The sequence below is a fragment of the Candidatus Kinetoplastibacterium oncopeltii TCC290E genome, from assembly GCF_000340865.1.
Classification (GTDB): Bacteria; Pseudomonadota; Gammaproteobacteria; order Burkholderiales; family Burkholderiaceae_B; genus Kinetoplastidibacterium; species Kinetoplastidibacterium stringomonadis.
The window spans coordinates 767,304-781,344 of sequence record NC_020299.1; the positions used below are offsets into that span (position 1 = coordinate 767,304).

The 14,041-nt window shown below is 35.2% G+C and carries 25 protein-coding genes; 3 read left to right on the top strand and 22 right to left on the bottom strand.

Annotated elements, in window-relative coordinates; all coding sequences use genetic code 11:
* The first annotated feature begins 103 nt into the window (after positions 1-103).
* The 3 genes from lysA to hemB all read left to right on the top strand — a co-directional run bounded on the left by lysA (position 104) and on the right by hemB (position 3,094).
* Entirely contained in the window at positions 104-1,366 is a 1,263-nt protein-coding gene (gene lysA / locus CONE_RS03485; protein ID WP_015397360.1) for a diaminopimelate decarboxylase, read from the top strand.
* A 96-nt stretch (positions 1,367-1,462) separates the two neighbouring features.
* Positions 1,463-2,068, top strand: a complete 606-nt coding sequence (yihA, locus tag CONE_RS03490) for a ribosome biogenesis GTP-binding protein YihA/YsxC (RefSeq protein ID WP_015397361.1) — start codon at positions 1,463-1,465, stop codon at positions 2,066-2,068.
* A gap of 9 nt (positions 2,069-2,077) precedes the next feature.
* Positions 2,078-3,094: a porphobilinogen synthase gene (gene hemB, locus CONE_RS03495; RefSeq protein ID WP_015397362.1), complete on the top strand. Its 1,017-nt coding sequence runs from the start codon at positions 2,078-2,080 to the stop codon at positions 3,092-3,094.
* A 134-nt stretch (positions 3,095-3,228) separates the two neighbouring features.
* Here hemB and rplQ read toward each other — a convergent pair whose 3' ends face one another.
* From rplQ to rpsC, 22 genes are all read right to left on the bottom strand, one after another.
* Positions 3,229-3,612 (bottom strand): 50S ribosomal protein L17, encoded by a 384-nt coding sequence (rplQ, locus tag CONE_RS03500; protein WP_041862217.1) that lies wholly within the window; start codon positions 3,610-3,612, stop codon positions 3,229-3,231.
* A 127-nt stretch (positions 3,613-3,739) separates the two neighbouring features.
* On the bottom strand, positions 3,740-4,726 hold the full coding sequence (locus CONE_RS03505) for a DNA-directed RNA polymerase subunit alpha (protein ID WP_015397364.1): 987 nt from the start codon (positions 4,724-4,726) through the stop codon (positions 3,740-3,742).
* Positions 4,727-4,815: 89 nt separating this feature from the next.
* Positions 4,816-5,439 carry a 30S ribosomal protein S4 gene (rpsD, locus tag CONE_RS03510; protein ID WP_015397365.1) on the bottom strand — a complete coding sequence of 208 codons (624 nt, stop codon included), beginning with the start codon at positions 5,437-5,439 and terminating at the stop codon, positions 4,816-4,818.
* Positions 5,440-5,454: 15 nt separating this feature from the next.
* Positions 5,455-5,856, bottom strand: coding sequence for a 30S ribosomal protein S11 (gene rpsK, locus CONE_RS03515; RefSeq protein WP_015397366.1), 402 nt, complete (start codon positions 5,854-5,856; stop codon positions 5,455-5,457).
* 19 nt (positions 5,857-5,875) lie between these two features.
* Complete coding sequence (gene rpsM, locus CONE_RS03520; protein WP_015389895.1) at positions 5,876-6,241, bottom strand: 30S ribosomal protein S13; 366 nt, start codon at positions 6,239-6,241, stop codon at positions 5,876-5,878.
* 46 nt (positions 6,242-6,287) lie between these two features.
* Positions 6,288-6,401, bottom strand: a complete 114-nt coding sequence (rpmJ, locus tag CONE_RS03815) for a 50S ribosomal protein L36 (protein ID WP_081583118.1) — start codon at positions 6,399-6,401, stop codon at positions 6,288-6,290.
* 34 nt (positions 6,402-6,435) lie between these two features.
* Positions 6,436-6,654, bottom strand: a complete 219-nt coding sequence (gene infA / locus CONE_RS03525; RefSeq protein ID WP_015389896.1) for a translation initiation factor IF-1 — start codon at positions 6,652-6,654, stop codon at positions 6,436-6,438.
* 37 nt (positions 6,655-6,691) lie between these two features.
* Positions 6,692-7,999 (bottom strand): preprotein translocase subunit SecY, encoded by a 1,308-nt coding sequence (secY, locus tag CONE_RS03530; protein ID WP_015397367.1) that lies wholly within the window; start codon positions 7,997-7,999, stop codon positions 6,692-6,694.
* A 15-nt stretch (positions 8,000-8,014) separates the two neighbouring features.
* Positions 8,015-8,458: a 50S ribosomal protein L15 gene (gene rplO, locus CONE_RS03535; RefSeq protein ID WP_015397368.1), complete on the bottom strand. Its 444-nt coding sequence runs from the start codon at positions 8,456-8,458 to the stop codon at positions 8,015-8,017.
* 9 nt (positions 8,459-8,467) lie between these two features.
* Positions 8,468-8,653 (bottom strand): 50S ribosomal protein L30, encoded by a 186-nt coding sequence (gene rpmD / locus CONE_RS03540; RefSeq protein ID WP_015397369.1) that lies wholly within the window; start codon positions 8,651-8,653, stop codon positions 8,468-8,470.
* Positions 8,654-8,658: 5 nt separating this feature from the next.
* Complete coding sequence (rpsE, locus tag CONE_RS03545) at positions 8,659-9,180, bottom strand: 30S ribosomal protein S5 (protein WP_015397370.1); 522 nt, start codon at positions 9,178-9,180, stop codon at positions 8,659-8,661.
* Positions 9,181-9,195: 15 nt separating this feature from the next.
* Entirely contained in the window at positions 9,196-9,561 is a 366-nt protein-coding gene (rplR, locus tag CONE_RS03550; protein WP_015397371.1) for a 50S ribosomal protein L18, read from the bottom strand.
* Positions 9,562-9,581: 20 nt separating this feature from the next.
* Positions 9,582-10,115, bottom strand: coding sequence for a 50S ribosomal protein L6 (gene rplF / locus CONE_RS03555; RefSeq protein WP_015397372.1), 534 nt, complete (start codon positions 10,113-10,115; stop codon positions 9,582-9,584).
* Between the two features lie 12 nt (positions 10,116-10,127).
* On the bottom strand, positions 10,128-10,523 hold the full coding sequence (rpsH, locus tag CONE_RS03560; RefSeq protein ID WP_015397373.1) for a 30S ribosomal protein S8: 396 nt from the start codon (positions 10,521-10,523) through the stop codon (positions 10,128-10,130).
* 10 nt (positions 10,524-10,533) lie between these two features.
* Positions 10,534-10,839, bottom strand: coding sequence for a 30S ribosomal protein S14 (gene rpsN, locus CONE_RS03565; protein WP_015397374.1), 306 nt, complete (start codon positions 10,837-10,839; stop codon positions 10,534-10,536).
* Positions 10,840-10,851: 12 nt separating this feature from the next.
* Positions 10,852-11,391, bottom strand: coding sequence for a 50S ribosomal protein L5 (gene rplE / locus CONE_RS03570; protein ID WP_015397375.1), 540 nt, complete (start codon positions 11,389-11,391; stop codon positions 10,852-10,854).
* A 10-nt stretch (positions 11,392-11,401) separates the two neighbouring features.
* On the bottom strand, positions 11,402-11,722 hold the full coding sequence (rplX, locus tag CONE_RS03575; protein WP_015397376.1) for a 50S ribosomal protein L24: 321 nt from the start codon (positions 11,720-11,722) through the stop codon (positions 11,402-11,404).
* A gap of 10 nt (positions 11,723-11,732) precedes the next feature.
* Entirely contained in the window at positions 11,733-12,101 is a 369-nt protein-coding gene (gene rplN / locus CONE_RS03580; protein ID WP_015390116.1) for a 50S ribosomal protein L14, read from the bottom strand.
* 221 nt (positions 12,102-12,322) lie between these two features.
* The gene (gene rpsQ, locus CONE_RS03585; protein WP_015397377.1) at positions 12,323-12,604 is read right to left on the bottom strand and encodes a 30S ribosomal protein S17; all 282 of its coding nucleotides are present in this window, start codon (positions 12,602-12,604) and stop codon (positions 12,323-12,325) included.
* The gene (gene rpmC / locus CONE_RS03590) at positions 12,597-12,791 is read right to left on the bottom strand and encodes a 50S ribosomal protein L29 (RefSeq protein WP_015397378.1); all 195 of its coding nucleotides are present in this window, start codon (positions 12,789-12,791) and stop codon (positions 12,597-12,599) included. The genes rpsQ and rpmC overlap by 8 nt, the downstream gene beginning before the upstream one ends.
* Before the next feature lie 10 nt (positions 12,792-12,801).
* A complete protein-coding gene (gene rplP, locus CONE_RS03595; RefSeq protein ID WP_015397379.1) occupies positions 12,802-13,218 on the bottom strand; it encodes a 50S ribosomal protein L16 in 417 nt (138 codons plus the stop codon).
* 2 nt (positions 13,219-13,220) lie between these two features.
* Entirely contained in the window at positions 13,221-14,027 is an 807-nt protein-coding gene (gene rpsC / locus CONE_RS03600; protein ID WP_015397380.1) for a 30S ribosomal protein S3, read from the bottom strand.
* Positions 14,028-14,041 lie beyond the last annotated feature (14 nt).

Sequence of the window (14,041 nt, forward strand, 5' to 3'; positions counted from 1 at the left end):
TTAATTCAAAAGATCCAATTTATAAAAACAAGATTTACGACATAAGTATGCTTACAAATAAAAGCTACTATAAGAATACACACTTAAAGAATAATTGTACATTATGAAGAATCATAACTTTAAATTCAAAAATAATCTTTTGTTCGTAGAAAATATTTCTGTGAACTCTATTGTAGAAAAACTAGAAACACCACTATATATTTATTCTAAAAAAGCTATGAAGGAAGCTTGGGATAGTTATTATCAAGCAATCAAAAATAGAAATTGTTTAATATGTTATGGAATGAAAGCAAATTCTAATTTAGCTGTTTTAAAAGAGTTTTCAAAACTTGGTTCTGGTTTCGACATAGTCTCAGGTGGAGAATTAGAAAGGGTACTTGCTATTAAAGCAGATCCTAAAAAAATTGTTTTTTCTGGTGTGGGTAAACAATCATGGGAAATAGAGAAAGCAATAAAGGCTGGGATTAAATGCTTCAATGTTGAATCTGAAGCAGAACTTCAAAATATATCAAAGATAGCAAAAAAAGTTGGTATTGTAGCACCCATATCTTTAAGAGTAAATCCGGACGTAGATGCTAATACTCATCCATACATATCTACTGGATTAAAAGAAAATAAATTCGGAGTATCAATCAATACAGCTTATGATTGCTATCAAACAGCAATTAAACTTCCAAATCTAGAGATAGTTGGTATAGATTGCCACATAGGATCGCAGCTTACTGAAATTAAACCTTTCATAGATTCTTTAGAAAAAATTATATTACTGATTAATAAAATTAATGCTTCTGGAATACAGATAAAACATATTGATATAGGTGGTGGGATAGGTATCCAATACAAGGAAGAGTCTTGTATATCACCTAAAGAACTTGTCGATAAAGTTTTTGATAAATTAGAAGATAACAATTTAGGACATCTACAAGTTATCCTTGAGCCTGGTAGATCTTTGATAGGCAACGCTGGTATATTAGTAACAAAAATACAATATCTAAAAGAATCTGAAGATCGTAATTTCGCTATAGTAGATGCAGCAATGAATGATATTATAAGACCAGCACTATATCATTCGTATCATGAGATTGTTACTGTAGTAGAGAGAGATGGGATAAAAAAAGAGTACGATGTTGTTGGTCCTATATGTGAAAGTTCTGATTGGTTAGCTAAGAATAGATACCTTAATGAATTGCAAGAGGGTGAACTTTTAGCGATTGAGTCGGTTGGAGCATACTGCATGACTATGGCAAGTAATTATAATACTAGAGGACGAGCAGCAGAAGTAATGGTTGATGAATCAGATTACTATATAATCAAAAGGCGAGAAACAATAGATGATTTATTGAGATTAGAATCAACCATATCTTAAGCTAATACAACTCAACAAAAAGTCTTATAATTAGTAATGTATTGTTGAGTTGTTAATAATATCAACCTATCATATTAAGGCAATTATCTAATCAAAGTGTCTATACTACATAATATATATTTCCATTCTTCTGCTAAAACACTCGATACCTTACCAAAAGATGGACTACCTGAAGTCTGTTTCGTAGGAAGATCCAATGTTGGTAAATCTACAGCAATCAATAAAATAACAAATAAAAAAAAGTTAGCTTTTTCGAGCAAAACACCTGGGCGTACTCGTCTTATAAATATGTTCAACATTGTTGAACAAAAATATGATAAAACTATTGGATACTTAGTTGATCTTCCTGGATATGGTTATGCAAATCTATCAAACCAGGAAAAAATTGATTTTGAGGACAATTTACCTAAATACGTTCAATACAGAAAATCATTGGTAGGAATAATACTATTAATAGACATGCGTAGGGGCATTACATCATTAGACAATGATTTTCTTCATTTGGTAACTTCAAAACCTATAATAATAATGCTTACCAAAGCTGATAAGCTGAGCTATACAGAACGTGTTATAAGTAAAAAAATAACTATTGAAAAGTTAATGGAATTTAAAAATGTTACAAACATAGTAGAATTTTCTGCTACTAAAAAAATAGGAATATCAGATGCGTCTGATATTATAAAGAAATTAATTATAAAATAGGACATAGATATGAATTCACAAATTTTTTCTCCATCATATCCAAAATCAAGGATGAGACGTCTAAGGAAAAGTGATTTTGTACTTAGAATGCTAACAGAAAGTAGTTTGTCTACTAATAACTTAATATTTCCTTTATTTGTAGTAGAAGGACATAAAATAAAAGAACAAGTATCATCAATGCCGGGAATATATGTTTATTCTATTGATGAGATATTGCAAATAGCTGAAAAATGTATAGAACTAGAAATACCTACGATAGCATTATTTCCTGTTATAGATTCTAAATTAAAAACAAATAATGGAATTGAATCTATTAATGCTAATGGATTAATACCTAGAACAGTAGTTGAAATTAAAAAACGTTTTCCAGAATTAGGTATCATGACTGATGTTGCATTAGATCCTTATACAATACACGGCCAAGATGGTATATTGAATAATAATGGATATGTATTGAACGATGAAACTATTGAAATGCTTACAAAGCAATCTCTTTTACATGCTAGCGTAGGAGTAGACATTGTAGCTCCTAGTGACATGATGGATGGTAGAATAGGTGTGATAAGGCAAGAACTAGAAGCTAATTTATATAAAAATACCATAATAATGGCCTATTCTGCTAAATATTCCAGTGCCTTCTATGGACCATTTAGGGACGCTATAAGGTCTACAAATAATTTAAAAAAAGGAAATAAAAATAGCTATCAAATAAATCCAAGTAACATAAACGAAGCTATTAGAGAGGCAGCAGCTGATATTAATGAAGGAGCTGACATGTTAATAGTTAAACCTGGAATGCCATATCTAGATGTATTAGCTAAAATTAAAGAAAAATTTAGAATGCCAACATTTGCTTATCAAGTTAGCGGAGAATATTCTATGATAAAAGCTGCTTCATTAAATGGCTGGATAAGAAATGATGAAATCATATTAGAATCACTTATCTGCTTTAGAAGAGCAGGAGCAGATGGCATATTAACATATTTTGCATTAGAAGCTGCTGAACTATTAAGAAAGTCAAAATAAAATATAACAAAGTAATTAATTCTGTCAACAATTAGCATGACTATATTTTTTGTAATTATATAGTCATGCTTTCTTATATAAATAATTAATAATATCTACTGCAATCCACATAATTATTATGGAATACAAATCAGTTAATCAATTATTTCTTTTTCAGAAACTACTCTTTCTACCATTTCCATAAAAGCCATAGGAGCGTTATCACCATTACGAAAACCTGTTTTCAAAATTCTAGTATAACCTCCTGGTCTATTAGAAAATCTTGGCCCTATTTCTGAAAACAATTTAACTACGGCATCTCGATCACGCAATCTAGCAAATGCCAATCTTTTGTTTGCAAGAGTTGGACTCTTGCCTAATGTAATTAGAGGCTCTATAACATGACGCAATTCTTTAGCTTTTGGCAAAGTAGTCTTGATTGCCTCATGATGAATAAGAGAAACAGCCATATTACGAAACATAGCGAGACGATGGCTGCTTGTGCGATTTAGTTTGCGTAAACCATGACCATGACGCATAATAATTTCCTTTACAGTATCCAAAGAGCTTAGTCTAAAATACGAAGCTCAACATATTATTTTAACTTAGATAGTCTACAGTAGATCAGATGAGCCTAATCTTACGGAAACTATCAATGCAATTACGTTATTCTACTTCTACAGGTGGCCAATTATCTAATTTCATACCAAGAGTTAAACCACGTGTAGCCAATACTTCTTTAATCTCATTCAATGATTTACGACCTAGATTAGGAGTTTTCAGAAGTTCTGTTTCAGTCCTCTGAATTAAATCACCAATATAATAAATATTTTCTGCTTTTAAGCAATTAGCAGAACGAACAGTTAATTCTAAATCATCTACTGGTTTCAGTAAAACAGGGTCAATCCCTGGAGTATTCCTAGAAGACTGAGATTCATTAGACTCTTGAGCTCCTTGTAAAGATGCAAATACAGATACTTGATCCATTAAGATACAAGCAGCCTGTCTAACAGATTCTTCAGGAGTCAAAACTCCATTGGTTTCAATATCTATAACCAATTTATCAAGATCAGTCCTCTGTTCTACTCGAGCGCTTTCTACACTATAGCTAACTCTACGTACAGGACTATAAGATGCATCTAAAATTATCTTACCAATAGAGACTTTCTTATCACTAGCTGAAGAAGAACGAATATTTCCAGGAATATATCCACGACCCTTGCTTACCTTAAAATGCATATCTAATTGACCTGAATCTGTAAGATTACAAATCAAATGATCAGGATTTATTATCTCAACGTCATGTGGTAGTTCTATGTCTTTTGCTAAAACTGCAGCAGGACCTTTCTTATTAATAGATAAATTTACCTCATCACGACCATGTAATTTAAAAATAACGTTTTTTAAATTCATTAATATATCGATAAGATCTTCTCTTACTCCAGGAATCGTCGAATATTCATGAACGACACCGCTTATTTGAACTTCTGTTGGAGCATATCCTTCCATAGAAGATAATAAGATGCGACGCAAAGCGTTTCCGAGTGTATGCCCATAACCACGCTCAAATGGCTCCATAATAATTTTTGCCCTATTATGGGATATAGGCTCAACCTCTACAACTCTTGGTTTTAAAAAATCCTGATTAGACATACATACTTCCTATTCAATACCCTCAGTTCGTTACACCGATAAGGCTGAAAAAATAATAATAAAGATAAATGAACTAAAAGTTAAATAACTTAACGAGAATATAATTCTACAACCATAGATTCATTTATATCACGAGCAACATCAGAACGATCAGGAATAGTTTTGAACGTTCCAAGTTGCTTCTCAGAATCGAGATCTAGCCACTGAGGTATGCCGATACTGACAGCTAATTTTATAGCTTCTTTGATTCTATCTTGGTTCTTAGATTTCTCTCGAACAGATATTATATCACCAGATTTTACTGATAATGAAGCTATATCTACAATGTGACCATTAACTTCAATTGCACGATGACTAATTAACTGGCGAGCTTCTGCCCTAGTCGAACCAAAACCCAGCCTATAGACAACATTGTCTAATCGAGATTCGAGCAATTGAATTAATATTTCTCCAGTATTGCCTTTACGTCTTTCTGACTCTTCGAAATACCTACGAAACTGTTTTTCTAAAATACCATACATTCTTTTCAGTTTTTGCTTCTCTCTCATTTGAAGACCATAATCTGAGATTCTAGATCCAGATGTTCGACCATGTTGACCTGGTTTTGATTCTGATTTGCATTTTGAATCAAACGATCTACGAGCACTCTTGAGAAAGAGATCAGTACCCTCACGGCGTGAGAGTTTACATTTTGGTCCAATATAACGTGCCATGATATTATTTTATCCTTAAATACGACGACGCTTCGGAGGACGACATCCGTTATGTGGAATAGGTGTTATGTCGGAGATACTAGAAATCTTAATTCCAAGAGCATTTAAAGCCCTTACAGAAGATTCGCGACCCGGACCTGGTCCTTTTATTCTTACTTCAAGAGTTTTAATCCCGAACTCAATAGCCGCACGACCAGCAGCTTCAGCTGCTACCTGTGCTGCAAAAGGAGTAGATTTTCTGGATCCTTTAAATCCAGATGATCCTGAAGTCGCCCAAGACAAAGCGTTACCTTGACGGTCTGTTATTGTAACAATGGTATTATTAAAAGAAGCATGAACATGCACTATACCATCTGAAACATTTTTCTTTACTTTTTTTCTGACGCGAGAAGCGCCACTTGCTGGAGATTTCGCCATATTCTAAATTCCTCAATTACTACTTTTTCAGAGAAGCAGCTGCTCTACGTGGTCCTTTACGAGTACGTGCATTTGTACGAGTTCGTTGTCCGCGTACAGGCAATCCACGTTTATGACGCATTCCTCGATAAGTGCCCAAATCGATTAACCGTTTAATTGAAAACTGAATCTCACGACGAAGGTCTCCTTCTACCGTAAATAATCCAACTTGCTCACGAATACGCTCTAGTTCAGCATCGGTCATGTCCTTTATTTTCTTAGAAGGAGAAATCTTTGATGCTTCACAAATCTTACAAGCACGAGATCGTCCAATCCCAAAAATTGCGGTTAAACCAATCTCAGCATGCTGTTGTGGCGGGATATTTATGCCAGCAATACGGGCCATGACTGTTCCTTGAATAAATCAATTATAGCCAAGAATAACAAAAATGCTATCCTTGACGTTGCTTATGACGCGGATCAGTACAAATAATTCGTACTACTCCGTGACGTTTAATAATCTTACAATTTCGGCAAACTCGCTTAACTGATGCCATTACTTTCATCGTTAACTCCTAACTTTCCGTAATAATTTTTGACTTACTTAGCACGGAAAATAATTCTAGCCCTAGTAAGATCGTAAGGTGTAAGCTCAACAGTTACTTTGTCTCCTGGTAATATCCTGATATAGTGCATACGCATTTTACCAGATATATGACCAAGAACCACATGACCATTTTCAAGCTTTACACGAAAATTTGCATTAGGAAGATTTTCTAAAATTTCTCCCTGCATTTGTATGACATCGTCCTTAGACATTATCTTCTACTTAAAACAATAAAAATTTTTCATTTCCTTAACTCTTAAAATTAGATTTCTTAAGTAGGGAATCATATTGATAGGACATTACACAAGATTGAATCTGTGTCATAAAATCCATCGTTACAACAACGATAATTAATAAAGAAGTACCTCCAAAATTAAAAGGCACATTCCATTTCGTTACTAAAAATTCTGGAACAAGGCACACTAATACAACATACATAGCTCCAATCAACGTTAAACGCACAAGAATTTTATCAATATAACGAGATGTCTGTTCTCCTGGACGAATTCCAGGGATTAATGCACCGCTTTTTTTAAGATTATCTGCAGTTTCTCTACTATTAAAAACAAGAGCAGTGTAGAAAAAACAGAAGAACAAAATAAACAATGAGTATAAAGCTATGTACAAAGGCTGTCTAGGTGAAATAGCAATAGCTAAATTAGACAACCAACTAATTTCTCTAGCACCAGAAAACCAACTTGCTATTGTTCCTGGCAGCAACATCAAAGAAGAAGCAAATATAGGGGGAATAACACCTGCCATATTTAATTTTAATGGCAAATGTGAACTTTGTCCTCTATACAACTTGTTACCAATTTGACGCTGTGCATAATTTATAGGAATCTTTCTCTGTCCCATTTCAACAAATACAACTAACGCTGTTACTAAAAACACTATGCTTAGTATAAAAAGAGCTGATGGAACAGACATAGAATTAACACGAACCATATCTAATAACATAAATAAAGAAGATGGAAGCTCTGAAACAATTCCGGCAAATATAATTATAGATATGCCATTACCAATCCCACGTTCAGTTATCTGTTCACCCAACCACATTACAAACATGGTACCTGTAACTAAAGTTAGTATCCTAGTTGCCATGTAAAACAGACTATTATCAATAATTAGCCCATGTTGAGACTGCAATACAAGACAAACACCAAAAGCTTGTATGGAAGCAACCAAAACAGCACCATATCTAGTATATTGAGATATTTTTCTACGACCAGACTCTCCCTCTTTTTTTAAAGACTCTAAGTAAGGAAATATCATACTCATTAACTGGACTACTATGGAAGCCGAAATATAAGGCATAATTCCTAATGAAAACACGGAAAAACGAACTAATGCTCCCCCTGAAAACATATTGAATAAACCTATTATCCCACCCTGATTTTGTTGAAATAAATCAGCCAAAACATAAGGATTGACTCCAGGAACAGGAATATGAGTACCGACGCGATAAACTACAATAGCAAGAACAAGAAAAATAATTCTACGTTTCAAGTCATAATAGCCAGAGTTGCTTTTCTGCGATGATTGCCATCTAGTCACTTTTATAAATACCCCTTAAACTATTACCGATCCGCCAGCAGCTTCTATAGCAGAAAAAGCACCAGCTGTTGCCGCAATACCTTTCAATACTAATTTGCGTGACAAACTTCCTGATTTTATAACTTTTACAAACTTTACTTCTCCCTTAACTAAGGAGCTACTTTTCAATACTTGTAAATCAATTTCATCAACTGGTAAGGACTGCAAATCTGATAGGTTAATCTGTGCATACAAATGATCATCAAATTTTCTAAAACCCCTTTTTGGCAATCGTCTTTGTAATGGCATTTGACCACCCTCGAAGCCAACTTTATGAAAACCTCCTGAACGAGATTTCTGTCCTTTATGGCCACGACCTGCTGTTTTTCCTAAACCAGAACCTATTCCTCTGCCAACACGGCGTCTAGAAAATTTACTGCCTTCTGCAGGATTTATTGAATTCAATCTTATTTCTAACATAGAGATTTCCTAAACATGCGAAACATCAATAAGATATTTTACTTTTCTAAGCATTCCTCTAACCTCAGGTGTGTTATTTAAAATGCTTATACTATTTATTCTACGAAGCCCTAAACCTCTAACTGTCTCTCTATGAGATTTATTAGTTCCAATAGTAGAACGTAAAAGTCTAATCTTCAATTGATCATGAGTCATAAGAACTATCCTAATATTTCCTCTATACTTTTACCTCTTTTAGCAGCAACTTCAGAGGGAGTCATAGAATTACGCAATCCATTAAAAGTTGCCCTGACTAGGTTATATGGATTACTAGATCCCAAACTTTTCGCAACAACATTACGGATACCCATTACTTCAAAAATAGCACGCATAGGGCCACCAGCTATTACACCTGAACCTTCAGCAGCTGGAGAAATAATAACTTTAGAAGCTCCATGCTTACCAACAACAGCATGCTGCAATGTGCCGCTTTTTAAAGAAACTTTAAACATGTTACGACGAGCTTGCTCCATTGCTTTCTGGACAGAAACTGGAACTTCCCTAGCCTTTCCTTTTCCCATACCTATACGGCCATCACCATCACCAACCACGGTAAGAGCAGCAAAACTCATAGTGCGTCCACCCTTAACAACTTTACTAACACGATTAACGGCTATCATTTTCTCGCGTAAGCCATCTTCGTTATCTTTTTCCGTGTTATTCTTGCCTTGTATTTTGGCCATTTATAAAATCCTCGATCAAAATTTTAATCCAGCCTCACGAGCAGCTTCAGCTAAAACTTTAACTCTGCCGTGATAATGAAAACCGGAACGATCAAAAGCTACGGAGTCTATACCAGCACATTTAGCTTTTTCTGCAATGCGTGCTCCAACTATAGCAGCAGCTATCTTATTCCCACCATTAGTTGTCTTCTCGCTCAATAATAACCTAACTTCAGGTTCTAGAGTTGAAGCACTAACTAGAACTCTATCACCTTCTGGCGAGAAAATATTGGCGTAAATATGCAAATTAGATCTAAATACCGATAGACGATTGACCTCTAGTCTACTAATTTTTCGCCGAGTTGGAATTGCACGGCGCAACCTAGAATTTCTTTTATTCATACCTTCCTCTTTTGCCTAAATTACTTTTTCTTAGCTTCTTTAAGCACTACTTTCTCATCAGCATAACGCACTCCTTTACCTTTATAAGGCTCAGGTGGACGATATGATCTAATTTCTGCTGCAACTTGACCGACAGATTGCTTATCTATACCTTTTATAACTAGCTCTGTAGGAATAGAACTTTCTGCAACAATACCAGATGGAAGCTGATGGAAAATATCATGAGAAAAACCAAGTTGTAACTTAACTATAGTTCCCTGTACAGAAGCCCTAAATCCAACACCGACCAACATTAATTTTCTTTCAAAACCTTTACTAACTCCTATAACCATATTAGATATAAGCGCACGTAAAGTTCCTACCATAGCTTTTGATTGTTCTGAAATTCTTACAATTGAAAAAACTATTTTATTATCAATAAGCTCCACTTTTACATCATCAACAAGGAACTGTTTTAAAGAACCTAGAGGGCCATTTATTGTAATTTGATTACCTTCAATTATTGCCTTAACTTCACCAGGCAAATCAATCGGATATTTAGCAATTCGTGACATTAGAATTTCTCCTTAAGCCACATAACATAAAACTTCACCACCAATACCATTAGCTTTGGCTTTACGGTCTGTCATAACACCGTGTGAAGTAGAAACTATAGCTATCCCCAAGCCGTTCATTACTTGTGGAATACTAGAACTTTTTTTATAAACTCTTAAACCAGGACGAGAAACTCTATCAATCCTCTCTATAACTGGACGTCCAGCATAATATTTGAGAATAATTTCTATTTCTGGTTTATTAGCAACACCTTTAATTTCAAAACTATCTATATATCCCTCTTCCTTCAAAACAGTAGCAATTGCTATTTTTATATTTGAAGATGGAATGATAACCTTTACTTTATCAGTTTGCTGCGCATTACGGATACGAGTCAACATATCAGCAATTGGATCGCTCATGCTCATGCTATTTCTCCTACCAGCTAGCCTTAATCATTCCAGGAATCTCTCCCCTCATTGCCATTTCTCGCAATTTGTGTCGAGCTAATCCAAACTTACGGAAAACACCGCGCGGACGTCCCGTTACAATACAACGATTACGCTGTCTTGTGGGATTAGAATTGCGCGGTAACTGCTGCAGCTGTAATCTAGCTTGATATCTCTCTTCATCTCCTTTTGATTGATCATCAATCGTAGATTTCAGTTGAGCACGTTTAACAGCGAATTTATTAACCAGTTTGGTACGTTTAATATCACGATTTATCAGGGACAATTTAGCCACTTTGTAATCCCATTAATTACGAAAAGGAAATCCGAAGGCTGTTAATAAAGCTTTCGCTTCTTCATCAGTCTTCGCTGTAGTAGTGATGCTAATATTCATTCCACGCAAAGTATCGACTTTATCATACTCGACCTCGGGGAAAATGATCTGTTCTTTAACACCTATATTATAATTGCCATGACCATCAAAAGCACGACCAGAGACACCTCTAAAATCGCGAACTCTAGGCAAAGCAACAGAAACTAAACGATCCAAAAACTCATACATGCGTTCACCACGTAGAGTAACCATACAACCTATTGGATAATTTTCTCTAATCTTGAAACCAGCTATAGCTTTACGAGTCTTGGTCACAACAACCTTTTGTCCAGATATTTTTGTTAAATCAGATGCAGCATGATCAACAATTTTTTTATCAGAAACAGCCTCAGACACACCCATATTAAGAGTAATCTTAGATAGACGTGGTACTTCCATTATACTCTTATAGCCGAATCTGGACTTTAAACTATCTATAACTGTATTTTTATACGAATCTTGCAAACGAGACATACTTCGCTCCTTACGCTTTATTATCTACAGAAGAACCATCGGAGCGGAATACTCTAGTCTTTATCCCATCTAATTCCTTAATAAGAACACGCTCTCCTTTTCCTGTAATCTTATTAAATAAAGCTACATTAGATATGTGTATAGGCATAGACTTGCTGGTAATACCTCCTGGATTATTGCTCATTGGATTAGCTTTTAAATGTTTTTTCACAACATTTATTCCATCCACCAACAGGTGCTCCTTTCCTACGACTGCTGAAACTATTCCACGACGCTTTTTATCACGACCAGTAAGAATAATAACCTCATCCCCTTTACGAATTTTATTCATTAAAGCTTCCCTACAAAACTTCAGGAGCCAAGGACACGATCTTCATAAACCTTTCATTACGTAGCTCACGCGTGACTGGTCCAAAGATACGAGTACCGATTGGTTCTAACTTTGCATTTAACAATACAGCTGCATTACTATCAAATCGCAGTAACGCTCCATCTTTTCTACGTACACCTTTCGCTGTACGAACAACAACAGCGTTATATACTTCACCCTTTTTTACACGTCCACGTGGGGCTGCGTCTTTAACACTTACTTTAATAATATCGCCGATTCCGGCATAACGTCGCTTAGATCCGCCAAGAACTTTGATGCACATAACATGACGTGCACCAGTATTATCAGCCACATCTAGCGTGGTTTGCATTTGGATCATGATTTTTCCTATCCCAACTTAACAACTTAATTTAATGGTTGTCAGTTTTGGCCCCGTTCTTCTGTTATGGCGTATTAGCCAAACAGATATGGGTTGAAATCTTAACATAATAATGTCTCTCCATCATTAAGATAAGAGAAACATCTCCCGGTATTCTCTCATGTTTTTATAAAGAACACAAGAATCAACTAACTAAAAAACAGTAAACCTAAATTTGGACACTAGATAACTTTTGCAGCATCAATTAAACGCACAACAAGCCAAGATTTAGTGCGCGAAATTGGTCTACATTCCTTTATTTCTACAGTATCTCCCTCATTATACTTATTATCGGTATCATGAGCTTTATACTTTACAGAACGAGTTACTATCTTTCCAAGAATATTATGTTTTACTCTTCTCTCAACTACAACGACAACAGACTTTTCCATTTTATTGCTAATAACTTTTCCAATTAATGTCCGTTGACGTTTAGTATTCTGAATTGCAACAGAATTATCCATTTCTTCTTTCCTCTGTCAATATAGTACGTATACGAGCTATATCCCTACGTACTTTACATATCTGACTAGTATTATCAAGTTGCTTTGTAGCTACTTGCATACGTAACCTAAATTGAGCCTTCAATAGACTTTCAAGCTCAATCTTAAGATCAGTTTTATTTTTTAAACGAAGCTCACTAGCTTTCATAAACGTTCCTTTAAGCACCTATACGACGAGATACAAAAACAGTGGAAAGTGGTAGTTTAGATGCCGCTAAACGGAAAGCTTCTCTTGCTAGTTCTTCGCTAACACCTTCCATTTCATATAATACCTTTCCTGGCTGAATTTCTGATACCCAATATTCAGGATTACCCTTACCATTTCCCATACGAACTTCTGCTGGTTTCTGAGAAATTGGCTTATCAGGAAAAATACGAATCCAAACCCTACCACCACGTTTAATATGTCTATTAATAGCGCGTCTAGCAGATTCTATTTGTCTAGCTGTCAGTCTTCCTCTGCCAGTAGCTTTAAGTCCAAATTCACCAAAGGATACATTTGCTCCATTAGTAGCAAGACCAGTATTTCTACCTTTATGTTCTTTACGATATTTTCTACGAGCCGGTTGTAACATAATTAACCTACCTCATTTTCTGAAGAAGCAACGTTATTATTTTGTTGAGTACGATGATTAGTTTTTCCAGAACCGCGATTACGAGATGATTTATCTACCCTATCTCCTTTCGAAGAACGTCTAGGCTTACGATTATCTTCCTCTTTTAAAGACTTAACATCATTAGGCAATATTTCATTAGCAAATGATATATCACCTTTATATATCCAAACCTTTACACCTATAACACCATAAGTTGTACGGGCTTCAGAAGTTGCATAATCAATATTAGCCTTGATTGTATGTAATGGTACTCTACCTTCACGATACCACTCTGTACGTGCTATCTCTATACCATTTAACCTTCCTGAACTCATTATTTTAATGCCTTTTGCTCCTAATCTCATAGCATTTTGCATTGCTCGTTTCATGGCTCTACGAAACATGATACGTTTCTCCAACTGTTGCGCTATGGAGTCAGCAATAAGTTGGGCATCAATTTCTGGTTTTCTTACTTCCTCTATATTAACGTGTACAGGAACACCAGCCAACCTTTGAAGATCAGATTTTAAAATTTCTATATCTTCTCCTCGTTTACCTATAACCACTCCAGGACGAGCTGAATAAATAGTTACACGAGCATTCTTGGCTGGCCTCTCTATTAGCACTCTGCTAACAGAAGCTCCTTTAAGTTTTTTCTTTAAATATTCACGAATTCGTATATCACCAGCCAGCATATTACTGAAATCACGGTCTTCAGCGTACCAACGCGATGACCAATTCCTGGAGACTGATAAACGAAACCCTGTAGGACAAATTTTCTGACCCATATATTACCCTCTCT

Bases quoted from the DNA above. Each gene is read 5' to 3' on its own strand.
- rplQ (WP_041862217.1), bottom strand. From the start codon at position 3,612: ATGCGTCATGGTCATGGTTTACGCAAACTAAATCGCACAAGCAGCCAT.
- rpsQ (WP_015397377.1), bottom strand. From the start codon at position 12,604: ATGGATAATTCTGTTGCAATTCAGAATACTAAACGTCAACGGACATTA.
- rpmD (WP_015397369.1), bottom strand. From the start codon at position 8,653: ATGACTCATGATCAATTGAAGATTAGACTTTTACGTTCTACTATTGGA.
- rpsC (WP_015397380.1), bottom strand. From the start codon at position 14,027: ATGGGTCAGAAAATTTGTCCTACAGGGTTTCGTTTATCAGTCTCCAGG.
- infA (WP_015389896.1), bottom strand. From the start codon at position 6,654: ATGTCTAAGGACGATGTCATACAAATGCAGGGAGAAATTTTAGAAAAT.
- rpsM (WP_015389895.1), bottom strand. From the start codon at position 6,241: ATGGCCCGTATTGCTGGCATAAATATCCCGCCACAACAGCATGCTGAG.
- rplX (WP_015397376.1), bottom strand. From the start codon at position 11,722: ATGAATAAAATTCGTAAAGGGGATGAGGTTATTATTCTTACTGGTCGT.
- rplN (WP_015390116.1), bottom strand. From the start codon at position 12,101: ATGATCCAAATGCAAACCACGCTAGATGTGGCTGATAATACTGGTGCA.
- rplR (WP_015397371.1), bottom strand. From the start codon at position 9,561: ATGAATAAAAGAAATTCTAGGTTGCGCCGTGCAATTCCAACTCGGCGA.
- rplO (WP_015397368.1), bottom strand. From the start codon at position 8,458: ATGTTAGAAATAAGATTGAATTCAATAAATCCTGCAGAAGGCAGTAAA.
- lysA (WP_015397360.1), top strand. From the start codon at position 104: ATGAAGAATCATAACTTTAAATTCAAAAATAATCTTTTGTTCGTAGAA.
- rpsD (WP_015397365.1), bottom strand. From the start codon at position 5,439: ATGGCACGTTATATTGGACCAAAATGTAAACTCTCACGCCGTGAGGGT.
- hemB (WP_015397362.1), top strand. From the start codon at position 2,078: ATGAATTCACAAATTTTTTCTCCATCATATCCAAAATCAAGGATGAGA.
- rplE (WP_015397375.1), bottom strand. From the start codon at position 11,391: ATGTCTCGTTTGCAAGATTCGTATAAAAATACAGTTATAGATAGTTTA.
- rpsE (WP_015397370.1), bottom strand. From the start codon at position 9,180: ATGGCCAAAATACAAGGCAAGAATAACACGGAAAAAGATAACGAAGAT.
- CONE_RS03505 (WP_015397364.1), bottom strand. From the start codon at position 4,726: ATGTCTAATCAGGATTTTTTAAAACCAAGAGTTGTAGAGGTTGAGCCT.
- rpmJ (WP_081583118.1), bottom strand. From the start codon at position 6,401: ATGAAAGTAATGGCATCAGTTAAGCGAGTTTGCCGAAATTGTAAGATT.
- rpsK (WP_015397366.1), bottom strand. From the start codon at position 5,856: ATGGCGAAATCTCCAGCAAGTGGCGCTTCTCGCGTCAGAAAAAAAGTA.
- rpsH (WP_015397373.1), bottom strand. From the start codon at position 10,523: ATGAGCATGAGCGATCCAATTGCTGATATGTTGACTCGTATCCGTAAT.
- rplP (WP_015397379.1), bottom strand. From the start codon at position 13,218: ATGTTACAACCGGCTCGTAGAAAATATCGTAAAGAACATAAAGGTAGA.
- rpmC (WP_015397378.1), bottom strand. From the start codon at position 12,791: ATGAAAGCTAGTGAGCTTCGTTTAAAAAATAAAACTGATCTTAAGATT.
- rplF (WP_015397372.1), bottom strand. From the start codon at position 10,115: ATGTCACGAATTGCTAAATATCCGATTGATTTGCCTGGTGAAGTTAAG.